Genomic DNA, 20,413 nt, shown 5'->3' with positions numbered 1-20,413 from the left:
TTAGGTTAGGTTTACCTAATCTAACCGGGAGTCCGCTTTGACCCTCACCGTCGACACCCCCGCCGCCGCCTCCGGCGCCGCGATCCTGCGCCGCCAGCGGGTCCGCGAGTCGGCCGCCCGCACCTACGCGCGCTCCTTCCCGATCGTGCCGGTGCGGGCGGGCGGGATGACCGTGGAGGGTGCCGACGGCCGCCGCTACCTGGACTGCCTGTCCGGCGCGGGCACCCTGGCGCTGGGTCACAACCACCCCGTCGTCCTGGAGGCGATCCGCCGCACGCTGGACAGCGGCGCCCCGCTGCACCTGCTCGACCTCGCCACCGCCGAGAAGGACGACTTCACCACCACCCTGCTCGGCAGCCTCCCCGCTGCCGTCGCCGACGGCTCCCGGGTGCACTTCTGCGGCCCGGCCGGGACGGACGCCGTCGAGGCGGCGCTCAAGCTGATGCAGACCGCCACCGGGCGGCGCGGCGCGCTCGCCTTCACCGGCGCGTACCACGGCATGACGGCGGGCGCCCTCGCGGTCACCGGCAACGTGGGCGTCAAGTCCCCGCTGCCCAGCGGCGGAGAGGTGACCAGGCTGCCCTACCCGTACGCCTACCGCTGCCCGTTCGGCGTCGGCCCGCAGGGCGCCGAGCTGTCGGTGGCGTACGTCGAGCGGCTGCTCGACGACCCGGCGGGCGGCGTCGTGCCGCCCGCCGCGATGATCCTGGAGGTGGTGCAGGGCGAGGGCGGCGTCGTCCCCGCACCGGACGGCTGGCTGCGCGAGATGCGCCGGATCACCGCCGAGCGCGGCATCCCGCTGATCGTGGACGAGGTGCAGACCGGTGTCGGCCGCACCGGCGCGATGTGGGCGGTCGAGCACAGCGGCATCGTCCCCGACGCCATGGTGCTCTCCAAGGCGATCGGCGGCAGCCTGCCGCTCGCGGTGGTGGTCTACCGCGAGGAGTACGACGGCTGGCAGCCCGGCGCGCACACCGGCACCTTCCGGGGCAACACCCTCGCGATGGCGGCCGGCGCCGCGACCCTGCGGTACGTCGCCGCCAACGGCCTGGCCGAGCGGGCCGCCCTGCTGGGGGCCGGGATGACCGCCCGGCTCGGCGCGCTGAAGGACCGGCTGCCGGCGGTCGGCGACGTCCGGGGGCGCGGCCTGATGCTCGGCCTCGAACTCGTCGACCCGGCCGCCGGCCCCGACAGCTGCGGCGCGCACCCCGCCGATCCGGCGCTCGCCGCCCGGGTGCGGGCGGCCTGCCTGCAACGCGGCCTGATCGTCGAACTCGGCGGGCGGCACGACGCCGTGCTCCGCCTGCTGCCGCCGCTCACCATCACCGACGAGCAGGTCGAAGCCGTCCTGGACCGGCTCGCCGACGCCATCGAGGCGTCCGTATGAGCACCCGGCTCTCCGGCGGGGCCGACGGTCCGGACGCGCTGCGCCCGCTGCTGGAGCAGGTGCTGGCCGGCCTGCGGGCGGGGGCCGAGCGCCGGGCCGGGCCGATCCCGGCCGGCCGTCCCGAGGAGCTGGCCGAGCAGGTGGCCGAGCAGGTGGCCGGGCACCTGGCCGCGCAGTCGGCCGGGCAGGCCCCGGCGGCGTTCGCGGCGGAGCCGGACGCCCTGGCCCGCCTCACCGAGTTCCTCGCCCACGGCAGCGCCGACCCCGCCGACCCGGCCTGCGCGGCGCACCTGCACTGCCCGCCGCTGGCCGTCGCGGTGGCCGCCGACCTCGCGGTGAGCGCGCTCAACCCCTCGCTGGACTCCTGGGACCAGGCGCCCGTCGCCACCTCCCTGGAGACGGCGCTGCTGGCCGAACTCGCCGCCCTGGTCGGCTTCGACCCGGCCGAGGCGGCCGGCGTACTCACCTCGGGCGGCACCGAGTCCAACCTGATGGGTCTGATGCTGGCCCGCGACCAGGTGCTGGCCGCCGAGGTGGAGCTGGACGGCCTGCCCGCCGGGGTGCGCCCGCGCATCCTCGCCTCGCAGGCCGCCCACTTCTCGGTCCAGCGCGCCGCCGCCCTGCTCGGGCTCGGCGAGCGCGCCGTCCGGGCCGTCCCGGTCGACCGCGAGCTGCGGATGGACCCGGCCGCCCTCGCCGAGGCGCTCGCCGACACCGTCCGCGAGGGCGGCACGCCGATCGCCGTGGTCGCCACCGCCGGGACGACCGACACCGGAGCCGTTGACCCGCTGCACACCGCCGCCGACCTCGCCGCCGAGTACGGCGCCTGGCTGCACGTGGACGCCGCGTACGGCGGCGGCGCGCTGCTCTCGGACCGGCTCGCCCCGCTGCTGGACGGGATCGCCCGCGCCGACTCCGTCTCGCTGGACTGGCACAAGCTCGGCTGGCAGCCCGCCGCCGCCGGGGTGTTCCTGGTCCGCCGTGCGCGGACGTACGCCTCGCTCGCCCGCCGCGCCGTCTACCTCAACCCCGCGGACGACGAACGCGCCGGCTACCCGAGCCTGCTCGGGCTGTCGCTGCGCACCACCCGCCGGGCCGACGCCTTCAAGATCGCCGTCACCCTGCGGACCCTCGGCCGGGCCGGTCTGGGCCGACTTGTCGACAGCTGCCACGATCTCGCGCTCGGCGCGGCCGACACCGTCCGGCGCGAACCCGCGCTCGAACTGCACTGCGCGCCGGTGCTCACCACCGTGGTCTTCCGCTACCTGCCCGCCTCCGGTGACCCGGCGGCGGCGGACCGGTGCAACGCCGAACTCCGCCGCGCCCTGCTGCGGGCGGGCCGCGCGGTGGTCGGGCGGACCGAGCTGCCGGGCGAGGGCCCGGGCCGGGTCCGGCTCAAGCTGACCCTGCTCAACCCGCACACCACCGGGGAGCAGGTGGCCGCCCTGCTGGCCGAGGTGGTCCGGGCCGGCCGCGCGGTGGAGCGGGGGGAGGAGTGGGCGGAGGGGGAGTAGTGAGGTGCGGGCGGTGCGGGCGGTGCGGGCGGTGCGGGCGGTGCGGGCGGTGCGGGCGGTGCGGGCGGTGCGGGCGGTGCGGGCGGGAACCGGCTCGGCGGTTCGGCCGAAATCAGCTGTTCCGAACAGAACCCGGAGCCTCACACTCCGTCGGCTTTGGATGAAGACACACTGGTCAGGGACGTGCACGGCTGCGCCTTGCCGCGCCGAATGACTCCGTGGACATACTTTCCCCCGGTCTGTCCAGCCGCTTTCGGTCGTCCTGCCGATCGGTTTCGGCCATCCGTCCGGCCGGGCTTGCGCACCGGCCGAACCCCGGCGGTAACTTCTAGTAGCCGCCGCCACACCAGGAGCACACGGCCCCTCGGGACTCGCGGCGCTAGGGGGATCCGCCATGCGCGACCGCGATCTCGCGGCCACCGCGGCATGTCGTTTCGAGGCACCCGAAACGCCCGGACCGGTCGCGGCCACTGCTGCCGCATCCTCGGTCCGTCCACTGCCGGCCCGGCTGTAGGCCCGGCCGGCTCCCCCGGCCCGTCCGGCGCGGCACCCTGCCCCGGCGCGGCCCGTACCCCCGCCCGGGCGGAAACCGCCTCGGCCGGGTGATCCCCCCCCGAGCGGCGGCGCCCCCGCGCCGGAACCGCCCCCTTCACCCCACCCTGCGCCACACCACCACTTCAGTGCATTCAGTCCTGCGACGCGGAGGCCGCGCGGTATGAGCGACATGCTCCTGAGCACCAGCACCAGCACCAGCACCAGCACCATCAGCATCACCGGAACGACCGCTACGGTCGGGACCGGCGGCACAGCCGGTTCCCTCGACGCCCCTGCCCGGTTCGAAGCTCTGCCGTACTCCGACCGCTGCCGACGGGTCTGGCGGCGCGGCGATCACCTGCTGATCGGCGTCAGCCCCGGCAACAGCTACTTCAGCCCCCAGCGGATCGCCGAACTCCTGTGCTGGGGAGGAGAGTTCTTCGGCTCCATGGACATCGTCTACGCCGATCTGCACGTCGACACCCAGTTCGCGGCCTTCGGCTACCCGCCGGACCGTGCGCTGCGACGGGCCACCAAGGAGATCAAGACCACCCACCGCCGCATCCAGCGCGGGGTCGAGGAGGCCGGTCTGCCCGGGGTCCGGGTCCGCGCCCTCTCCGAGTTCCGCTCCGACGCGGTGTACCAGGGCCTGCATCGCAGCGTGCTGGAGGCACTGGAGGACGACCCGGTCTTCCGGGAGGCCGCCGAGGGGATGGCCCGTGCCTTCCTCGCCGCCCGGACGGCCGACGGCCAGGACGTCTCGGCCGCCCAACTCGCCGCCGGGGTCGCGTACATAGCCGCCGAGCTGCCGTTCTTCCTGGACACCCCCAAGCTGCTCGGCGTGCCCACCTCCGTCTCCTGCTACCACGTCCAACTACCGCTCACACCCGTCCTGTTCGGCCGGAGCGAAGGCCTCAGGGCGGCGCCGGAGCAGGGCTACGCCGTGATCCGCCCGCTGCCCGGGCCGCAGGCCCCCGCCGTCGCCGCGGCCTGAACCGACCGTCAACCCCAGCCCGTACCAAGAGGAGCAGCACCCATGCCCATGAGCGCACCGCCCGAGTTCACCTTCCCGCTCTCCCGGCGCGGCGACGTCCTGCCGGAGGAGGCCGACGTGTTGCGGGCCAAGCACCCGGTGGCCAAGGTCCGCACCCTGACCGGCGACGAAGCCTGGCTGGTCAGCAGCTACCAGCTGGCCAAGCAGGTGCTGGAGGACGAGCGCTTCAGCCTCAAGGACACCGCCAACCCGGGAGTGCCGCGCCAGTACGCGCTGACCATCCCGCCGGAGGTGGTGAACAACATGGGCAACATCAACAGCGCCGGGCTGCGCACCGCCGTCATGAAGACCCTCTCGCCGCGCGCCGACAAGGAGTTGGGCGGCTGGCTGGAGGCCGAAGCGCACCGGCTGATCGACCGCCTGGTCGAGCAGGGCCCGCCGGCCGACCTGCGGGACGGCTTCACCGAGCCGTACTCCGCCGCGCTGCACTGCAAGCTGCTCGGGATACCGACCGACGACTGGCGCCGGCTGATGTCCGGCATCGACCTGGCCTTCGTCACCAGCCCGGCGGTCTTCGAGGGATCCGGGCCGAACTGGTACAAGGACCTCGGTTACCTGCTGGGCCGGCTGAACGCCGACCCGGCGCCCACCGAGGGCCTGCTCGGCCGCTTCGCCGAGCTGCGGCGCTCGCCGGACGTCTCGGACCAGGTCGACGACGAGCTGCTGGCCACCGTTGCGCTCTCGCTGTTCGGTGCCGGGGCGGTCTCCACCTCCGCCTTCCTGCTGCACGCGATCATCGCCCTGGTCCAGCAGCCCGAGCTGGCCGAACGGCTCCGCCGGGAGCCGGCCGTGATCGGCCGGGCGGTGGACGAACTGCTCCGCTACAACCTGTCGATCGGCGACGCGTTGCCCCGGCTGGCGACGGCGGACGTCCGGCTCGGCGAGGTGCTGGTGAAGCAGGGCGAGCTGGTGCTGGTCCTGGTCGAAGGCGCGAACTACGACCCGGAGGTCTTCCCGCACCCCGAGAAGATCGACTTCGACCGCCCGGACAATCCGCACCTCGCCTTCGGCGCCGGCCGGCACTTCTGCCCGGCCTCCGCGCTCGGCCGCACCCACGCGGAGATCGCCCTCCAGGCGCTGGTCGAGCGGCTGCCGGCCCTCCGCCTCGCCCTCCCGGTGGAGCAGCTCGCCTGGCGCCCGGGCTTCATCAAGCGGCTCCCGGAACGGCTGCCCCTGCTCTGGTAGCCCAGGGGGCGCGGAGGTCCGCCCGACGGGTGGGCTGACCCAAGGGGCGCGGGGAACTGCGCGAAACGGGAGTGATGGTGCGGTGCCTTCCGATTTCGCGCAGTTCCTCGCGCCCCTGGATAGTGCAACCTTGGGCGAGCTGCAGAGCTGGGTCTCAGGTGGGGGTGCCGAGGAGGATGGCTCGGGTGCGTTCCCAGGTGGCGGGGTCGGAGGCGACCAGGAGGCCGTCGCGGCCGCCCGGGGGCTCGGGGTGGTAGGGGGTGCCGTCGAGCCGGGCGCTGGTGCCGCCGGCCTCGGTGACCAGGAGGGAGCCGGGGGAGTGGTCCCAGGGGAGGGTCCGCCAGTAGAGGATGAAGTCCTGGTCGCCGTCGGCGATCTGCGGGTACTCGATGCCCGCCGCCCGCAGGCCCTCGGAGAGGTGGCCGAAGACGCGTGCGTTGGTCCGCAGGCGGTGGTGTTCGGCCGGCTCCAGGAACCGGCTCTTCAGGACCCCGCGCCACTTCTCCGGCGCGTCCCCGGCGGGCGTGCGGGTCAGCTGGTGCCCGTTCCGCCAGGCGCCCGAGCCCAGCTCGGCCGCGTAGGCCGTCCCGGTGACCGGCTGCCAGATCCAGGCGGCCACGGTCTGCCCGCCGCGTACCAGTGAGGCCATCACGGCGAAGTCCGGGCGGCCCGCGACGAAGTTCGAGGTGCCGTCGACCGGGTCGACCAGCCAGACGGCGGGCTCGGAGAGCAGCGCCCGGGCCAGGGCCGGGTCGGCGGCGACCGCCTCCTCGCCGACCACGGGCACGGGCAGCAGTTCGCGCAGGCGGCGGGTGATGATCTGCTCGGCCTCGCGGTCCGCGACGGTGACCACCTCGCCGGGGGCCTTCTCCATCACCTCGCCGGCGGCCAGTGCCCGGAAACGCGGCTCGACCGCCTCGGCCGACGCCTCGGCGAGGATTTCGGCCACCTTCTCCATCAGCACGTGAGCGCTCCCTTCGATGGGTACCACTCTCGCACGTCCGTACGGCCCCGACCTGCGGCGGGCCCTGCCCGTGGTGCACCTCGTCAGCTGCGGCGCCCGGCTGCGGCCGCCGACCCGAGGAAGTGGAAGCCCGGCCGGGGGTGCATCAGGAACTCGTGGTGGGAGATGTTCCACGCGTAGGCGCCCGCCATCGCGAAGAGCACCCGGTCACCGGCCCGCAGCGCCCGGACGGGGGCCTGACGGGCCAGGACGTCCTTCGGGGTGCAGAGCTGCCCGGCCAGGGTGACCCGGCCGGTCGTCACGGCGGGGCGCGGCCAGGGGCGCGGCCAGTCGGCGACGGGGCTGACGGTGAAGGGCTGGTCGTGGCCGCGGGTCGCGGGCGTCCGCAGGTGGTGGGTGCCGCCGCGCAGGACCGCGAAGTCCTCGCCGTGGCTCTGCTTCACGTCCAGCACCTCGCTCGCGTACCAGCCGCAGTACGCCGTCAGTGCGCGGCCCGGCTCGATCCGCAGGGTCAGTCCGGGGTGCTGCGCCAGCAGCTCGGCCAGCCCGGCGCCGAAGGCGTTCCAGTCGAAGCGGGCCTGCGGGTCGGCGTAGTCGACGGCCATCCCGCCGCCCACGTTGACCTCGGCGAACTCGATGCCGTGCCGGGCACCCAGCTCCGCCGACCACCGGACGACCTGGGCGGCGACGGCCAGCTGCTCGGCCGCGTCCAGCCCGCTGGCGAGGTGGGCGTGCACGCCGCGCAGCCGCAGCAGCTCGAACCCGGGGGTACCGAGCAGCCGTACGCAGTCCGCCACCCGCGCCGGGTCGAGGCCGAAGGGGGTCGGGCGGCCGCCCATCGCCAGTGCCACCGAGTCCAGCGCTCCCGAAGTGACGGGCAGGTTGGCCCGGAGCAGGACGTCGACCGGCTGTTGGGCCTGCGCGGCGAGCAGCCGCAGTTCGTGCTCACTCTCCACGTGCCAGCGCCGGACGCCGAGCCGCAGCGCCGCCGCGATCTCGTCCGGCGTCTTCCCCGGACCGCCGAAGGCCAGCCGGGCGTCCGGCACGGCGGCCCGGACATGCGCCAACTCGCCTCCGGAGGAGACCTCGTAGCCGTCCACCGCGCCGCGCAGTGCGGCCAGGACCTGCGGCTCGGGGTTGGCCTTCGCCGCGTAGTACAGCTCCACCCGTGCGGGCAGTGCGGCCCGGACGGCGGCGGAGTGCTCCCGCAGCGCGTCCAGATCGTAGATGTAGGAAGGAAGTTGACTGCTCGTCAGTGCGGCGGCATGCCGCGCCACCCGGGCGCTCACCGGGCATCGTCCCAGTTGCGCGCGGCCTCGGCCAGCACGTCCTCGGCGAGCGGCGACGGCAGCCGTACGTACCCGGCCTCCCGGTCCGCCTTGCGCTCCCAGCGGGTCAGCAGGTTGGCCTTGGCGGGCAGCGGCACTCCGGCGATCAGGGCGTTCAGCCGGGGCGGGCAGCCGTGCGCGTCCGCGTACCCGGTCAGCACCGACCGCACCTCTGCCCAGAACGCGCCCTCCAGCAGCGGGTACCGGTCGGCGAGGGCGGCCAGCAGTTCGGAGACGTGGTTGACCAGCAGGCAGTAGACCACCCGGTCCCAGCCGCGCTGCGCGTCGTAGGCTATCGGGCCTGCCACCTGGGGCGGCAGTTGCGCCAGCAGCTCCGCGTTCCGCTCGGGGAGCAGTTTGGTGCCCTCCAGGTCGCGGAAGAAGACCTGCGCGGGCCGTCCGTCCGCGTCCACGCCGAGCACCACGTTCTGCAGGTGCGGTTCCAGCACCACGCCGTGGTCGAAGTAGGCGGCCAGGACCGGCGGCAGCACCAGCCGCAGGTACGCCGCCCACCACTCACGGGCCTCCTGCGGGCCCGCGCCGTCCAGCAGCGCGGAGATGTGAGCCGAGCTGGTCGGGTACTCGTCCGCCACCGCCGCCGCCAGCAGCGGGGTGACACCGGGGCGCAGCGCGCCGGCCAGCCCCTCCCGGACGATCAGGCCGAAGCCCTCGAACAGCGCCGTGTCGGGGCGCCCGTCGGCGCCCGGCAGGGCGAGGGTGCGGTAGGCGGGCTCGCGCAGCATCGTCGAGTCCGGGAAGCGCTCGGCCAGGTCGCCGAGCGGCCCGGCCAGCAGGCGGGTCAGGGCGACGGCGCCGGTCAGCTCGTACGCGGCGTTCTTGCGCAGGCAGTTGGTGATCCGCACGTTCAGGCTGAACTTCAGGAAGGCGCCGGCCCCGTGCAGGGTGCGGACGGAGGCGGTCGGCGTGAACGGCGCGCCGCCCGGGCCCAGGTCCAGGATGTCGCCGCGTTCCAGCGCGGCCTGCAACAGCGGGTTGTCACGCAGCAGTTCGTACTGCCAGGGGTGGGCCGGCAGCAGCCGGTAGCCCTCCGGGACGGAGCCCAGGCCGTCGAGCAGGGCGAGCGCGGCGGGGTCGGTGGTGTCCTCGGCGATCAGTTCGGCGCGGACGGCGAGGTGGCGCAGCCGGAAGGCGGCGCGGGCCTCCGGCGCGTACGCGTCCCAGGCCGTGTGGTCGGCCGAACGGGCCTTGGGTGCCGGGTGGAAGCGGTGGCCGAAGAGCAGCGCCTGCTCGGACTCCAGGTACCGGTCGGCGCCGGGCGCGGCGCGGCGGGCGAGTCCGGCGCGGACGCCCTGGTGGCTGGAGGCCAGCTGCGGCAGGAACTCCTCGTTGCTCAGCCCGCTGCGCAGCGTCAGCTCCGCCTGGACGTGCTCGGCCAGCTCCCGCCAGCCCAGCTCGGCCCAGCCCGCCGCGGTCTGCGCGAACGCCGGGCCGGTGAACCGGTGCGCGCCGGAGAGCGAGGTGCGGCGCAGCTCGATCCGCAGCACGACCCCGCGCCGGGGCAGCCGCAGGTGCAGCCGGCCGTCGGCGACGGCGGTCTGGTGCTCGGGGGCGGAGACCTCGCGGAGCAGGCAGTTGAGCAGGGTGTGCGTCACGGCGTGCTCGGCGCTCGGGAGTTCGGCCGGAGCGGCGGTGGAGGGCTGGAGGGCGGGGAGAGGAGAGGCCATCAGTTGCTCCGATGGGAGAGGCGGAAGAGGAGGGCGAGGCGGGGGAGGCGGGAGAGGAGGACGAGTGCGAGCGCGGCGAGCGCGGCGGCGGTGCCGGCCAGGACGGTGGCGCCCGGGCCGTAGACGCTGTTGACCAGCGTGGCGACCAGCCCGGCGGCGACGGCGCCGCCCTTGGAGACCAGCTCCAGGGTCCCGAACATCCGGCCGGGTGCCCGGCCGTGGGCGGCTTCGGCCGCCAGTACCGAGAGGCAGACCAGCCCGAGGGTCATCCCGGCGCCGAGGACCAGCCGGGCCAGCGCGAAGGCCGCCAGCTGGTGGGCCGGCCAGTGCCCGGCGAGACCGGCCGCGACCAGGGCGAACCCGAGTGCCAGGCCCGTCCGGGGCCGCCGCAGGAAGGTGCTGTGCACGCGGCCGGCGAAGGCCAGGTAGCAGAGGTGCGGGAGGGCGAACAGCAGGCCCGCGGTGGTGCCCGGGATGCCGGGCAGCCGGGTGTCGACCAGGGTGATCAGGTAGGGGTAGGAGACGATGGTGGCGAAGACGAACGCGAACTCGACGGTGTAGAGCAGCCGGAGCGGCTTGGGCGCAGCCGGGGCGGAGCCGGCCCCGGCCCCGGCGGGCGCGGGCCGGACGGGCTCCGGCAGCAGGGCCAGGAATCCGGCCGCCGCCAGCGGCAGCACGGCCATCACCAGGTACTGCCGGTGCGGCGGGATCCACGGCGAGAGCGCGCCGACCAGGATCGGCGCGGAGACCAGCGCGGCCCGTGCGCTGCCCTGCATCAGGGTGAGCGCCCGGGAGAGCTGCGAGCCGTCGAGGGCCGCCGCGAGGAAGCCGTTGGTGGCGGCGAAGGTACCCCCGAGAAAGCCCTGGAGCACCAGGGCGGCGGTGAAGGCCGGCAGGCTGTCGGCCGCCCCGGCGAGCAGGAACGAGACGGCGAGGCCGAGTTGGGCCCGGAGCAGCAGCCGCTTGCGGCCGTACCGGTCGGCCAGGCGTCCCCAGAGCGGGGCGCCCAGCGCACTGAAGACGGTCGGCACGATGTAGAGCACCCCGGCCCAGTGCGCCCGGGGGTCGCCGAGGGTCGGCAGGATGGCCGTGAGGTAGGGCGGCAGGCCGAGCGCGGCGAACGAGGCCACGAAGTAGCAGGCGGCCACCGCGTGCACCTGGCGCCGACCGAGGCCCGGCGGTGCGGCCGGTGCCGCCGGTGCGGCCGGTGCGGTCGACGCCGGCCGGCCGGTCGTGGTGTTCACCGGGAGACCCCGTACGGCTTCAGGTAGTTGGGCCCGGTGGTGTAGTGCTTGTTGACGTCGGCGGCGCCGGAGCGCTCCTTGCTGAACAGGGTGCCGGCGCTGACCATCGCCTTGACCGGCAGCCGGTCGGCGTCCAGCAGTGCGGCCCGCAGGGATGCCCCGGCGGGGCCGAGCCGCTCGATCGCGGAGTCCAGCCGGGCGTGGAGCAGCCCCAGGGTGTCCGCCAGCGGCACCCGTCCGTGCGCGGCCAGCTCGAAGGCGAGCGAGGCGGTGCAGAGGTGGCCGGTGATGGTGGTGAACAGGTTGGTGAGGGCGCGGTCGTCCGGGGCGGTGACCCGCTCGTCGTCGAACTCCGCTCCCAGAGGAGCCAGTTCGCCGAGCCGGGCCGGGTTGACCCGGGGGCCGTCGTTGTCCTTGTAGAGCAGCCGGAGTCTGGTCCCGCCGCCCCTGCCCGCTTCGCCGTCGGCGCGGTCGTCGAAGTCGAGTACCAGCGAGGTGTTCTGCTGGTGCGACTCCAGTGCGATCCCGTACCCGAAGAGGGTGGTCTGCCAGTCCAGCAGCAGTTCCAGGAACTCGTCGTAGAGCCCGATCACCGACCCGTCGTAGAAGCGGTCGGCCAGCCGGTCGACGACCAGCCGCCCGCCGGGGCCCGGCGCCGCCAGGGCCGCCAGCGGCACCGTCACCGCCTGCTCCAGCCCGGCCGGGTAGCGGCGGGAGAGTACGGCCAGCAGCTCGTGGCCGGCGTGGGCGTAGCACTGCTCGTCGGCGAGCAGCACCCGCCCGGCGAAGCGCGGCTCACGGGCGATCACCGCGGCCAGCAGGCGTTGCCCTGCGGCGCCGTCCACCAGGGTGCCGGGCTTGATGGTGCGCCGGTTGCGAAGGCCGAGAGTGGCGGTGGCGAGCGGCAGCTTGAGGTGGCAGGCCGGGTCCTGGTCGACGGCGACGGTGCGCATCGACAGCGTGGGGGTGACCGCCAGGTACGGCCGCTCGGCGAGCAGCGCGCCGGGCAGCGCGGCGAGCGCGGCGTCCGCCGTCAGCGGGTGCACGGGTAGCGTCAGGTACGGGCCGTCCGGGCCGTCCAGTCCGAGCCGGGCGGGCGTCGGCCACCAGGCGGGCAGCGGGCCGGCGCCCTCGACGGTGAGTGCGGCGGCCGGCACCGCGAGCCAGCGCAGTTCGAAGGACGGGTGGAACTCGGGTGCGTAGGAGCGAAGTTGATCGTTGTCCAGGCCGGAGCGGCCGCGTGCGGTCGGGTAGACGGGGTGGTCCAGGTAGGCGGCCAGCGTGTCGAAGGCCAGACTCCCGGCCAGGCCGGTCCAGTCGGCCGGGTCCGCGCCGTACCGTTCGGCGAGGGCGGCGTGCACCTCGTCCCGGACGGCGTCGTGCAGCCGCATGGTGGCCAGGGTCTGCCGGCACTCCTCGGCGAACGCCCGGTGGCCGGGCCGGTCGTCGGGGTCGGCGAGATCCTCCAACACCCGGATGATCGAGCCGAGTTCGGTGTGGGCGGCGCCGTCCAGCTCCAGCAGCGGCAGCCTGGCGGCGTACTCGCACTGGAAGCCCTGCCGGCCCTCCACCCGTACCGGCAGCGCCAGGCCCCCGGTGCGCAGCCAGTCGCCGTCGGGGCGCCGCTCCAGCGTGCCGGTGCCGCGCAGCCCGGCGACGTCCTCGCGCAGCAGGGCCCCGAGCACGCGCAGCGTCAGGTCGTCGGTGGTGCTCACGGAGTGATCTCCCAGCTGTTCGCGGTGATGAAGGCGGCCACGGCCGCGTCCACGGCGTCCTGGTCCGAGCCGATCGCCCAGACCACCCCGAGGTAGTCCCGGTTGGTGCGGTGGTGCTCGTGCCGTTCGCCGAGCCCGCGCAGCGGCCGGTAGGCCAGCCGCACGCCGTCGGTGTCCCGGTCGTACGGGCCGGGGGCGGCGGTGAGCACGCCCGCGCGGTCGGCGCAGACCACCTCGTTGCGGGCCCGCAGGTCGCCGCGGGCGCCGAGGTCGGCGGGCAGCGGCTCGCCCAGGTGGGCGCGGAGCACGTGCTCGAAGTACGGGATCTCCAGGATCTGGGCCAGCATCAGATCGCACTGGTCGCCGATGGCACGGTAGTTGACCTCGATCAGGCGGGCCCGGCCGTCCGGCTGGACGACGAACTCGGTATGGCAGGCGCCGAGCCCGACGCCCAGTGCGTCCAGCTGCGCGAGCACCTGGCCGAGGACGGCCGGCGGATGCGCCGGGACGAAGGTCAGCACCTCCTCGACGAAGTGCGGCGGCGGGGACAGCCGGGTGTGGAAGCCGCCGAGCACGTGCCGGGTGCGGCCGTCGCCGAGCGTCTCCAGGGTGTACAGCTCGCCGGTCAGGAACTCCTCGGCGACCAGCACCGCGTCGGGGCGGCGGCGCTGGATCTCCCGGCAGCGCAGCGCGAGTTCGGCCGCGTCGGCGACGAGTGCGACGTCCTCGCTGGCCACCCCTTCGCGCGGTTTGAGCACGCAGGGGAACGGCGGGTCGAGTGCGGAGCCGTCCTCGCCGGGCGCGATCTCGGCCGACCAGACGCTGTCCAGGCCCGCCTGTGCGAGGTGCCGTCGGAGCTCGGCCTTGTTCTTGGCCCGCAGGGCGGCCTTCCAGTCCTTGGCGGGCAGGCCGAAGTACTCGGCGGCCAGCGCGGTCTGGGTCTGCAGGTGGTCGCTGTTGCTGAACACCGCGGCCGGCGCGTGCTGCCGTGCGATCACCGCGATCACCTCGCGGTGGTCGCGGACCTCGCACTCCACCACCTCGGGTGCGGCCGCCAGCCCGGTGTACGCCGCCCGGTGGGCCTCGGCGGAGTCGGTCAGCACGGTGACCGTCAGCCCGAGTCTCGCGGCGGCGGGCAGGAAGCCCTGGGTGACGGAGTCGGTGGGGTTGAGGGCGAGCAGGTACAGCCGCACGACGGGGGTCCTCTCGGTGCTGCGGGGTCGGGGAGCGGGGGCGGTCCCTCTGTTGAACCGCCCCCGCACGGTGGCTACTTGGGGGCGTCGACGCCTGCGGCCTTGGCGATGTCGACGAGCATGGCGTCGGCGGCCTGCACGCCGATGCCCGACATCCAGGTCTCGTCCGGCACGTTGAAGACCTTGTTGTTCCGGACGGCGTTCAGGCCCTTCCAGACCGGCGTGTTCTGGACCTCGCTCTCCTTGGTCTTCGTGGGGTCGTCGGAGACGGTGACGAAGACCAGGTCGGCGTCGGCCTGGTTGATCTGCTCGGGGCTGACGTCCAGCATCGAGCCGTCGACGTTCTGCGAGGCCGGGCGGGCGAGGCCGATGTCGCTCAGCACGGTGCCGCTGAACGAGGACTTCTGGTAGAGCCGGGTCGGTCCGGCCACGAACCGGACCACCGAGGCGGTCGGCATCGTGCCGTTGTTCTTCGCCTTGATCTCGGCGCCCAGCTTCGCCGCGCGGGCCTGGTAGTCGTCCAGGGCAGTCTTGGCCTCGGCCTCCTTGCCCAGAGCCTTGGCGTACAGGGCCAGGTTGGCCTTCCACGGGAAGCCGGTGGTCTCCGCCAGGACGGTCGGCGCGATCGCGTTCAGCTTGTCGTAGACCTTCTCGTGCCGGACCTTGGAGGAGAGGATCAGGTCGGGCTTGAGGGAGGCGATCAGTTCGAGGTTGGGCTCGGCCATCGGGCCGACGTCCTTCGCCCCGCCGGTCCGGTCCTTGAGGTACGTGGGGAAGCCGCCCTCGGTCTTCAGGTGCGGTGAGACCGCGCCGACCGGGGTGATGCCGAGCAGGGTGACGTCGTCCAACTCGCCGCTGTCCAGCACCACCACGCGCTTGGGCTGGGTCCTGATCTCGGCGGTGCCCATCGCGTGCTGGATGCTGCGGGGGAAGGCGGCGGCCGGGTCGCCGGCGGCCCCGCTCGCGGCGGCGGTCGGCTTGCTGTCGGCGCTTGAGCCACAGGCACTCAGCAGAGCGGTGGAGAGCACTACGGCGAGCAGGGCGGTAGGCAGACGGTGGGACCGGTACGACATCATTTGTCCTTGTTCTCGGGATGTTTTCGGGCAGACTGAAAGGGCCCGCCAGGGGCGCGGGGAACTGCGCGGGGCGGAAGGCGCACCACCGTCACTCCCGTTTCGCGCAGTTCCCCGCGCCTCGGGGGCAGCGCTCCGCGTGCCTAGCGGACGGGCATCGCGCTCCGCGTTCTCGCACGGGGGACGACCAGCGGGGTGCCGGTCTCCGGGTCGGGGACGACCAGGCAGGGGACCTGGAAGACCCGTTCGACCAGCTCCGCCGTGAGGACCTCGGCGGGTGGGCCGGCCGCGGCGAGCCGGCCGCCGTCCAGTACGACCAGGTGGTCGGCGTAGCGGGCGGCCTGACCGAGGTCGTGCAGCACCATCACCACCGTCCGTCCGGCCTGGGCATGCAGGTCGGAGACCAGGTCCAGGACTTCGAGCTGGTGGCGGAGGTCGAGGAAGGTGGTCGGCTCGTCCAGCAGCAGCAGTTCGGTGTCCTGGGCGAGCGCCAGCGCGATCCAGGCGCGCTGGCGCTGTCCGCCGGAGAGCCGGTCCACCGGCTGGTCGCGCAGGCCGTCGGTGCCGGTGCGGGCGAGCGCCTCCTCCACAGCGGCCTGGTCGGCGGCCGACCAGGGGCTGAGCATTCGCTGGTGCGGGTACCGGCCGAGCCGGACGAGGGATTCGACGGTGATCGACTCGGGGGTGACCGGCTGCTGCGGCAGCAGGCCCATCCGGCGGGCCAGCGCGCGGGCGGGCATCCGGTGGATGTCGGAGCCGTCCAGGGTGACCGTACCGGCGGCCGGGGTGAGCAGCCGGACCAGGCCGCGCAGCAGGGTCGACTTGCCGCAGGCGTTCGGCCCGACGATCGCGGTGACGGCGCCGCCGGGGAGGGTGAGGTCGAGGCCCTGGACGACCACCCGGTCGCCGTAGCGCAGGTCGAGCCGCTGGGCGGCGAGCTGGTTCATGAGTCACTCCGGTGGGTGGGCCGGCCCTGACGGATCATCAGGACGAGCAGCCAGGGCGCGCCGAGCGTCGCGGTGACGGCGCCGACGGGCAGGCCGTGGACGGGCAGCAGGTCCAGCACGATGTGGTCGGCCGCGAGCAGCAGGAGGGCGCCGGCCAGCGCCGTGAGCGCGAGTGTGCCGGGGGTCGGCGGCCCGGCCAGCAGGCGGACCAGGTGCGGTACGGCGAGGGCGACGAAGGCGACCGGGCCGGTCAGCCCGGCGGCCAGCGAGGCCAGCACGACGGCGAGCAGCAGCAGGCCCAGCCGGGCCCGTGCGGGGTCGAGCCCCAGGCCGCCGGCCGAGTCCTCGCCGAGCTCCAGCACCGAGGTCCGACGGTGGGTCAGGAAGACCGCGGTGGTGGCCAGCACGATCGCCGCGCCGCCCACCGAGACCTCCGTCCAGGTCCGGCCGTACAGCGAGCCGGTGGTCCACTGCAGGGCGGAGGTGGCCAGTTCGGCCGGGAACCGGACGATCATCAGGTTGACCGCTGCGGCCAGACCGGCCTGTACGGCCAGGCCGACCAGCACCAGGCGGCCGACGGCGATCCGCGAGCGCCAGGCGAACGCGCCGAGCAGGACGGCCGCCAGCACTCCGCCGCCGAGCGCGCCGAGCGGGATCAGCGCCTGGCTCGCGCCGGTGGCCAGCAGCAGGACGGCGCCGAACGAGGCGCCGCCGGTGACGCCGATGACGTCCGGTGAGGCGAGCGGATTGCGGAACAGCCGTTGCAGCAGCGAGCCGGACACGGCCAGCCCGGCGCCCGCGATCAGCGCGGAGACCACCCGGGGCGCCCGGAACTGCTGGACCACCAGCACGTCGCCGACGTCGCCGAGGCCGGCCAGGGCGCGCAGCGCGCCGGTCAGCGGCAGCCGCACCTGACCGGTGCTCAGGGCGAGGCCGGTGAGCCAGACCAGTGCGGTGGCGAAGGCGGCGCAGAGCAGCAGCGTACGGTGGCGCCGGGCCGGGGCGGAGCCGGGGGTGGTGGGCGGTGCGGCGGCGGGCGCGGCGGCGGAGGCGTTCACCGGGCCGCCTTCCGGGCCAGCAGGGCGAGCAGCGGTGCGCCGAGGAAGGCGGTCACGATGCCGACCTCGATCTCGGACGGCCGGGCCGCCACCCGGCCCAGCACGTCGGCGGCCAGCAGCAGGGCGGGCCCCGCCACCAGGCAGCCGGGCACCAGCCAGCGGTGGTCGTTGCCGAGCAGCGGGCGGACGAGGTGCGGCGCGGCCAGGCCGACGAAGGCGACCGGGCCGGCCACCGCGACGGCGCCGGCGGCGAGCAGGACGACCGCCAGCCCGCCGAGCACCCGGATCCGGGTCACCGGCACGCCGAGCGCCTGCGCCGTCTCGTCGCCGAGCGCCAGCGTGTTCAGGGCGGGTGCGACCAGCAGCGCCAGCAGCAGGCCGGCGGCTATCAACGGCAGGACGGGGGTGAGTACTTCGAAGCCGCGGCCGCCCAGCGAGCCGGCCAGCCAGAACCTGGCCTCGTCCAGCGTCCGGCGGCTGACCAGCATCAGCGAGGAGGTCCAGGAGGCGAGCACGGCGGTGAGCACCGTCCCGCCGAGCGCGAGCCGGACGGGATCGAGGTCGCCCGACCTGCGGGCCATCGCGTAGGCGGCACAGGCCGCCGCGGCGGCGCCGAGGACGGCGAACCAGACGTACTGCACGGGGCGGGTGCAGTGCAGCGTGAAGATCGCGGTGACGACGGCGAAGCTCGCGCCCGCGTTGATGCCGAGCGTGGTCGGCGAGGCGAGCGGGTTGCGGGTGACGCCCTGGGCGACGGCGCCCGCCGCGCCGAGCGCGGCGCCCACCACCAGGCCGATCACGGTGCGCGGCAGCCGCAGCCCCGTCACCACGTCCGCGTCGCCGCCGTGGCCGGAGCCGGACAGTGCGTCAAGAACGGTGCCGAGCGGGATCGGCCGCGATCCGAGGGCGAGGCTCAGGGCGGCGCAGAGCACCAGCACGCCGATCCCGCCGGCCAGCAGCAGGGGCTGCCGGACCGGCCGGGGCCGTCGTGCCGGGGCGGTGAGCGCCGGCGGGTCAGTGGTAAGCACAAGAGCGATATTAGGTTAGGCAAACCTAAGTTAGTCAAGTCGTTCGATCTTGGCGTGCGGCATCTGTCGAGAATCGGTCAGGTTAGGCTAACCTAAATAGATCTTCGAGGGGGTTCTGATGCTCCGTACGCCCGTCGCACCGCCCGCGGCCACCGCCGTCCAACGCCGCCTGGCGGCGGTCTGCGGCGCGCTCCGCGTCCACCTGCTCGCCGCCGGCCAGTCGTCCTCGGATCCGGGGCCCGGATGGCTCCCGGTTTCGGAACTACCCAGCCGGACAGCCGAGTTGGTGCGCGGTGAAGCGGCCAGGATCGAGGCCGGGAACGGCGTCGCACCGCGCGTGCACGTCGCCGCCTCGCGGCTGCTGCACCACTACCTCTGGTCCGGCTGCCTGCTGTTCAGCGGCCCCTGGTACCTCGCCGGCCAGGTGCCCGTGATCCGGCCGGAGGACCTCTGGATCCACACGGCGACCGGCGATCTGGCGCTCCGTCCGGGCGGGCTCGTCCCCGGCACGGCGGCGGACCTGCGGGACGCGGTCGTCGAGCACCTCACGCCGGTGCTCGACGCCTTCGGACCGCACGTCAAGCGCGGGCCGCGCGCGCTCTGGGGCATGGCGGCGGACGACCTGCTCTCCGGGATCTGGTACCTGGGCCGGATGCTCGGCGAGGAGGAACGCGCCGTCCGGGTCGCCACCGACCTGCTGCCCGGCGGCACCCCGCCCTTCCCCGGCACGGCCGCCTTCCGCCGCCTGACCGGGACCGAGGGGCGCACCCACCTGACCCGTACCCGGCTCGGCTGCTGCCTCTACTACGCGATCCGCCCCGCCGAGGCCTGCGTGACCTGCCCGCGCACGGACGACCCGGAGCGGGTCCGGCGGCTGGAGCTCTGACCAGGCCCCGCTCTCGCCGGCCACCCGCTCCGACCAGGCCCGGGGCCCGCTCGGGGCCCGTCCTATGCTGGCGGGACAGCCCCCCGAGCCCTCCTGGAGCCACCGTGCGTACGGTCGTCACACCGCTGTTCTCGTTCCCGCTCGGAGACGGCGCCGTACTGCTGCCGCGTACTCCCGATCTGCTCGACGCCTACCAGGAGTTGCTGGCGGCCAACCAGGAGCGGCTGGCGCGCTGGGAGCCGTGGGCGGTCGAGCTGCCGACGCCGGAGGCGACCGGGGCCAACGTGCGGGAGTCCGCCCGGGGCTGGCTCGCGGGGGAGCAGGTGCCGACCGTCATCGCGGTGGCGGCGGAGGGTGGTTGGCAGCTGGCCGGGTCGGTCGGCCTGCGGATCAACGCCTACCGGCGGTCGGCCGACATCGGGTACTGGATCGACGAGGCCCATGAGGGCCGGGGCCTGGTCCGCCGGGCCGTCACCGCCCTGCTCGACCACGCCTTCGGGCCGCTCGGCCTGGAGCGGGTCGCGCTGCAGACCGAGGTCGCCAACCTCCGCAGCCGCGCGCTCGCCACCCGCCTCGGCTTCGCCGAGGAGGGGGTCCAGCGCGGGGCCATCGCCTTCCCGGCCGAGCGCCGTGACGAGGTCACGTACGGGATCCTGGCCGAGGAGTGGCACCGCCGGAACGGCTGACCCGGGGCGGCCCGGCGGGGCCGGGGCGGGGCCTGAGCCGGAGTGGGGCGGTCAGTCGGGCCGGTGCAGCACCGCGTCGTACTCGGCGTGCACCCGGCGGTCCATCGCCAGCGCGAACTGGGCGTCCGCGACGGTACGGGCGAGCGGGCGGACCCGCTGGATCTGGCCGGTCAGCCGGGCGGCCTCGGCGGGGGTGACGTCCTCGACGTGGGCGAGGGCGCCGAGCAGCTGGTCGCGGATCAGGGCGGTGAACACCTCGGCGACGGCGTCCGCGTGGTCCTGGGCCGTGCGGCAGGCGGCCAGGACGGCGGCGAGCGGCACGCCCTCGGCGACCAGGGTGGTGGTGGCGTCCATCAGGCGGCGGCTGATGTGGGTGATGCCGTCCTCCTGGACGGTGATGTAGCCCTGGTCGACGGACTCCCGCGTGTTGGCCTCGGTCAGCTGGTCGCCGAAGGCCGCGGCCAGCTCGGCCCAGCCGACGTGGACGGGCGTCTCGTCCGACCAGGGGGCGGTGATCGCCGCCCGCAGGCCGATCAGCTCGGCGACGTCCCGTCCGCTCTCGCCCGCGCCGATCAGCTCGGCGATGCCGCCGAGGGTGTGGCCGCGCTCCAGCAGCCCGCCGATCATGCGGAGCCGCTCCAGGTGCTCCTCGCCGTACCAGGCGATCCGGCCCTCCTTGCGCGGCGGCTGGAGCAGCTTGCGCTCCCGGTAGAAGCGCAGGGTGCGGGTGGTGATGCCGGCCGCCCGCGCCAGCTCCTCCACCCGGTACTCGCGCGCCGCCGCGCCGCTGCCGTCCCCGGCCCGCCTGATCGTCTCCACGCCGCCCAGCATAGGGCCGGGCGGCGCGCCGGGGACCGGGGGAAACCGGTGCCGCCGGGCTCCTTCCGTACGGCTCCCGCAGCGGTTACCCTGCCAATCGTGCCAGTGATTAC

General features: G+C 74.7%; 17 protein-coding genes. 6 read left to right on the top strand and 11 right to left on the bottom strand.

Features of this window, described 5'->3' with window-relative positions:
• The first annotated feature begins 37 nt into the window (after window positions 1-37).
• From ABD330_RS06480 to ABD330_RS06465, 4 genes are all read left to right on the top strand, one after another.
• Window positions 38-1,387 (top strand): diaminobutyrate--2-oxoglutarate transaminase family protein, encoded by a 1,350-nt coding sequence (locus ABD330_RS06480; protein WP_344461703.1) that lies wholly within the window; start codon window positions 38-40, stop codon window positions 1,385-1,387.
• Window positions 1,384-2,901, top strand: a complete 1,518-nt coding sequence (locus ABD330_RS06475; protein WP_344461701.1) for a pyridoxal phosphate-dependent decarboxylase family protein — start codon at window positions 1,384-1,386, stop codon at window positions 2,899-2,901. Before ABD330_RS06480 ends, ABD330_RS06475 begins: the two co-directional genes overlap by 4 nt.
• 715 nt (window positions 2,902-3,616) lie before the next feature.
• Entirely contained in the window at window positions 3,617-4,429 is an 813-nt protein-coding gene (locus tag ABD330_RS06470) for a tRNA-dependent cyclodipeptide synthase (RefSeq protein WP_344461699.1), read from the top strand.
• Between the two features lie 42 nt (window positions 4,430-4,471).
• The gene (locus ABD330_RS06465) at window positions 4,472-5,674 is read left to right on the top strand and encodes a cytochrome P450 (RefSeq protein WP_344461697.1); all 1,203 of its coding nucleotides are present in this window, start codon (window positions 4,472-4,474) and stop codon (window positions 5,672-5,674) included.
• Window positions 5,675-5,828: 154 nt separating this feature from the next.
• On the opposite strand, the gene ABD330_RS06460 is transcribed toward ABD330_RS06465, so the two are convergent.
• The 10 genes from ABD330_RS06460 to ABD330_RS06415 form a co-directional block, all read right to left on the bottom strand.
• Window positions 5,829-6,632, bottom strand: coding sequence for an inositol monophosphatase family protein (locus ABD330_RS06460; RefSeq protein ID WP_344461971.1), 804 nt, complete (start codon window positions 6,630-6,632; stop codon window positions 5,829-5,831).
• 89 nt (window positions 6,633-6,721) lie between these two features.
• Window positions 6,722-7,927, bottom strand: a complete 1,206-nt coding sequence (locus tag ABD330_RS06455; protein ID WP_344461695.1) for a type III PLP-dependent enzyme — start codon at window positions 7,925-7,927, stop codon at window positions 6,722-6,724.
• The gene (locus ABD330_RS06450; RefSeq protein WP_344461693.1) at window positions 7,924-9,651 is read right to left on the bottom strand and encodes an IucA/IucC family protein; all 1,728 of its coding nucleotides are present in this window, start codon (window positions 9,649-9,651) and stop codon (window positions 7,924-7,926) included. The genes ABD330_RS06455 and ABD330_RS06450 overlap by 4 nt, the downstream gene beginning before the upstream one ends.
• On the bottom strand, window positions 9,651-10,895 hold the full coding sequence (locus ABD330_RS06445; protein WP_425555464.1) for an MFS transporter: 1,245 nt from the start codon (window positions 10,893-10,895) through the stop codon (window positions 9,651-9,653). Before ABD330_RS06445 ends, ABD330_RS06450 begins: the two co-directional genes overlap by 1 nt.
• On the bottom strand, window positions 10,892-12,610 hold the full coding sequence (locus tag ABD330_RS06440; protein WP_344461691.1) for an IucA/IucC family protein: 1,719 nt from the start codon (window positions 12,608-12,610) through the stop codon (window positions 10,892-10,894). The genes ABD330_RS06445 and ABD330_RS06440 overlap by 4 nt, the downstream gene beginning before the upstream one ends.
• Window positions 12,607-13,803, bottom strand: coding sequence for an ATP-grasp domain-containing protein (locus ABD330_RS06435; RefSeq protein WP_344461689.1), 1,197 nt, complete (start codon window positions 13,801-13,803; stop codon window positions 12,607-12,609). Before ABD330_RS06435 ends, ABD330_RS06440 begins: the two co-directional genes overlap by 4 nt.
• Before the next feature lie 74 nt (window positions 13,804-13,877).
• On the bottom strand, window positions 13,878-14,876 hold the full coding sequence (locus ABD330_RS06430; protein ID WP_344461687.1) for an ABC transporter substrate-binding protein: 999 nt from the start codon (window positions 14,874-14,876) through the stop codon (window positions 13,878-13,880).
• A gap of 143 nt (window positions 14,877-15,019) precedes the next feature.
• Window positions 15,020-15,823 (bottom strand): ABC transporter ATP-binding protein, encoded by an 804-nt coding sequence (locus ABD330_RS06425; RefSeq protein WP_344461685.1) that lies wholly within the window; start codon window positions 15,821-15,823, stop codon window positions 15,020-15,022.
• Window positions 15,820-16,881, bottom strand: coding sequence for a FecCD family ABC transporter permease (locus ABD330_RS06420; protein ID WP_425555463.1), 1,062 nt, complete (start codon window positions 16,879-16,881; stop codon window positions 15,820-15,822). The genes ABD330_RS06425 and ABD330_RS06420 overlap by 4 nt, the downstream gene beginning before the upstream one ends.
• Window positions 16,878-17,909 (bottom strand): FecCD family ABC transporter permease, encoded by a 1,032-nt coding sequence (locus ABD330_RS06415; RefSeq protein WP_425555462.1) that lies wholly within the window; start codon window positions 17,907-17,909, stop codon window positions 16,878-16,880. Before ABD330_RS06415 ends, ABD330_RS06420 begins: the two co-directional genes overlap by 4 nt.
• A gap of 118 nt (window positions 17,910-18,027) precedes the next feature.
• Between ABD330_RS06415 and ABD330_RS06410 the strand changes: the two genes are divergently transcribed.
• Together ABD330_RS06410 and ABD330_RS06405 are read left to right on the top strand one after the other, a co-directional pair.
• Window positions 18,028-18,795 carry a (2Fe-2S)-binding protein gene (locus ABD330_RS06410; protein WP_344461683.1) on the top strand — a complete coding sequence of 256 codons (768 nt, stop codon included), beginning with the start codon at window positions 18,028-18,030 and terminating at the stop codon, window positions 18,793-18,795.
• Between the two features lie 104 nt (window positions 18,796-18,899).
• Window positions 18,900-19,481 (top strand): GNAT family N-acetyltransferase, encoded by a 582-nt coding sequence (locus tag ABD330_RS06405; RefSeq protein WP_344461681.1) that lies wholly within the window; start codon window positions 18,900-18,902, stop codon window positions 19,479-19,481.
• Between the two features lie 51 nt (window positions 19,482-19,532).
• Here ABD330_RS06405 and ABD330_RS06400 read toward each other — a convergent pair whose 3' ends face one another.
• A complete protein-coding gene (locus ABD330_RS06400) occupies window positions 19,533-20,312 on the bottom strand; it encodes a MerR family transcriptional regulator (protein ID WP_425555461.1) in 780 nt (259 codons plus the stop codon).
• Window positions 20,313-20,413 lie beyond the last annotated feature (101 nt).

It is taken from the genome of Kitasatospora kazusensis (assembly GCF_039529945.1).
GTDB classification, from domain to species: Bacteria; Actinomycetota; Actinomycetes; order Streptomycetales; family Streptomycetaceae; genus Kitasatospora; species Kitasatospora kazusensis.
This window is presented reverse-complemented; position numbering and strand designations above follow the sequence as displayed.

Bases quoted from the DNA above. Each gene is read 5' to 3' on its own strand.
- ABD330_RS06475 (WP_344461701.1), top strand. From the start codon at position 1,384: ATGAGCACCCGGCTCTCCGGCGGGGCCGACGGTCCGGACGCGCTGCGC.
- ABD330_RS06470 (WP_344461699.1), top strand. From the start codon at position 3,617: ATGAGCGACATGCTCCTGAGCACCAGCACCAGCACCAGCACCAGCACC.
- ABD330_RS06465 (WP_344461697.1), top strand. From the start codon at position 4,472: ATGCCCATGAGCGCACCGCCCGAGTTCACCTTCCCGCTCTCCCGGCGC.
- ABD330_RS06460 (WP_344461971.1), bottom strand. From the start codon at position 6,632: ATGGAGAAGGTGGCCGAAATCCTCGCCGAGGCGTCGGCCGAGGCGGTC.
- ABD330_RS06450 (WP_344461693.1), bottom strand. From the start codon at position 9,651: ATGGCCTCTCCTCTCCCCGCCCTCCAGCCCTCCACCGCCGCTCCGGCC.
- ABD330_RS06430 (WP_344461687.1), bottom strand. From the start codon at position 14,876: ATGTCGTACCGGTCCCACCGTCTGCCTACCGCCCTGCTCGCCGTAGTG.
- ABD330_RS06425 (WP_344461685.1), bottom strand. From the start codon at position 15,823: ATGAACCAGCTCGCCGCCCAGCGGCTCGACCTGCGCTACGGCGACCGG.
- ABD330_RS06410 (WP_344461683.1), top strand. From the start codon at position 18,028: ATGCTCCGTACGCCCGTCGCACCGCCCGCGGCCACCGCCGTCCAACGC.
- ABD330_RS06400 (WP_425555461.1), bottom strand. From the start codon at position 20,312: ATGCTGGGCGGCGTGGAGACGATCAGGCGGGCCGGGGACGGCAGCGGC.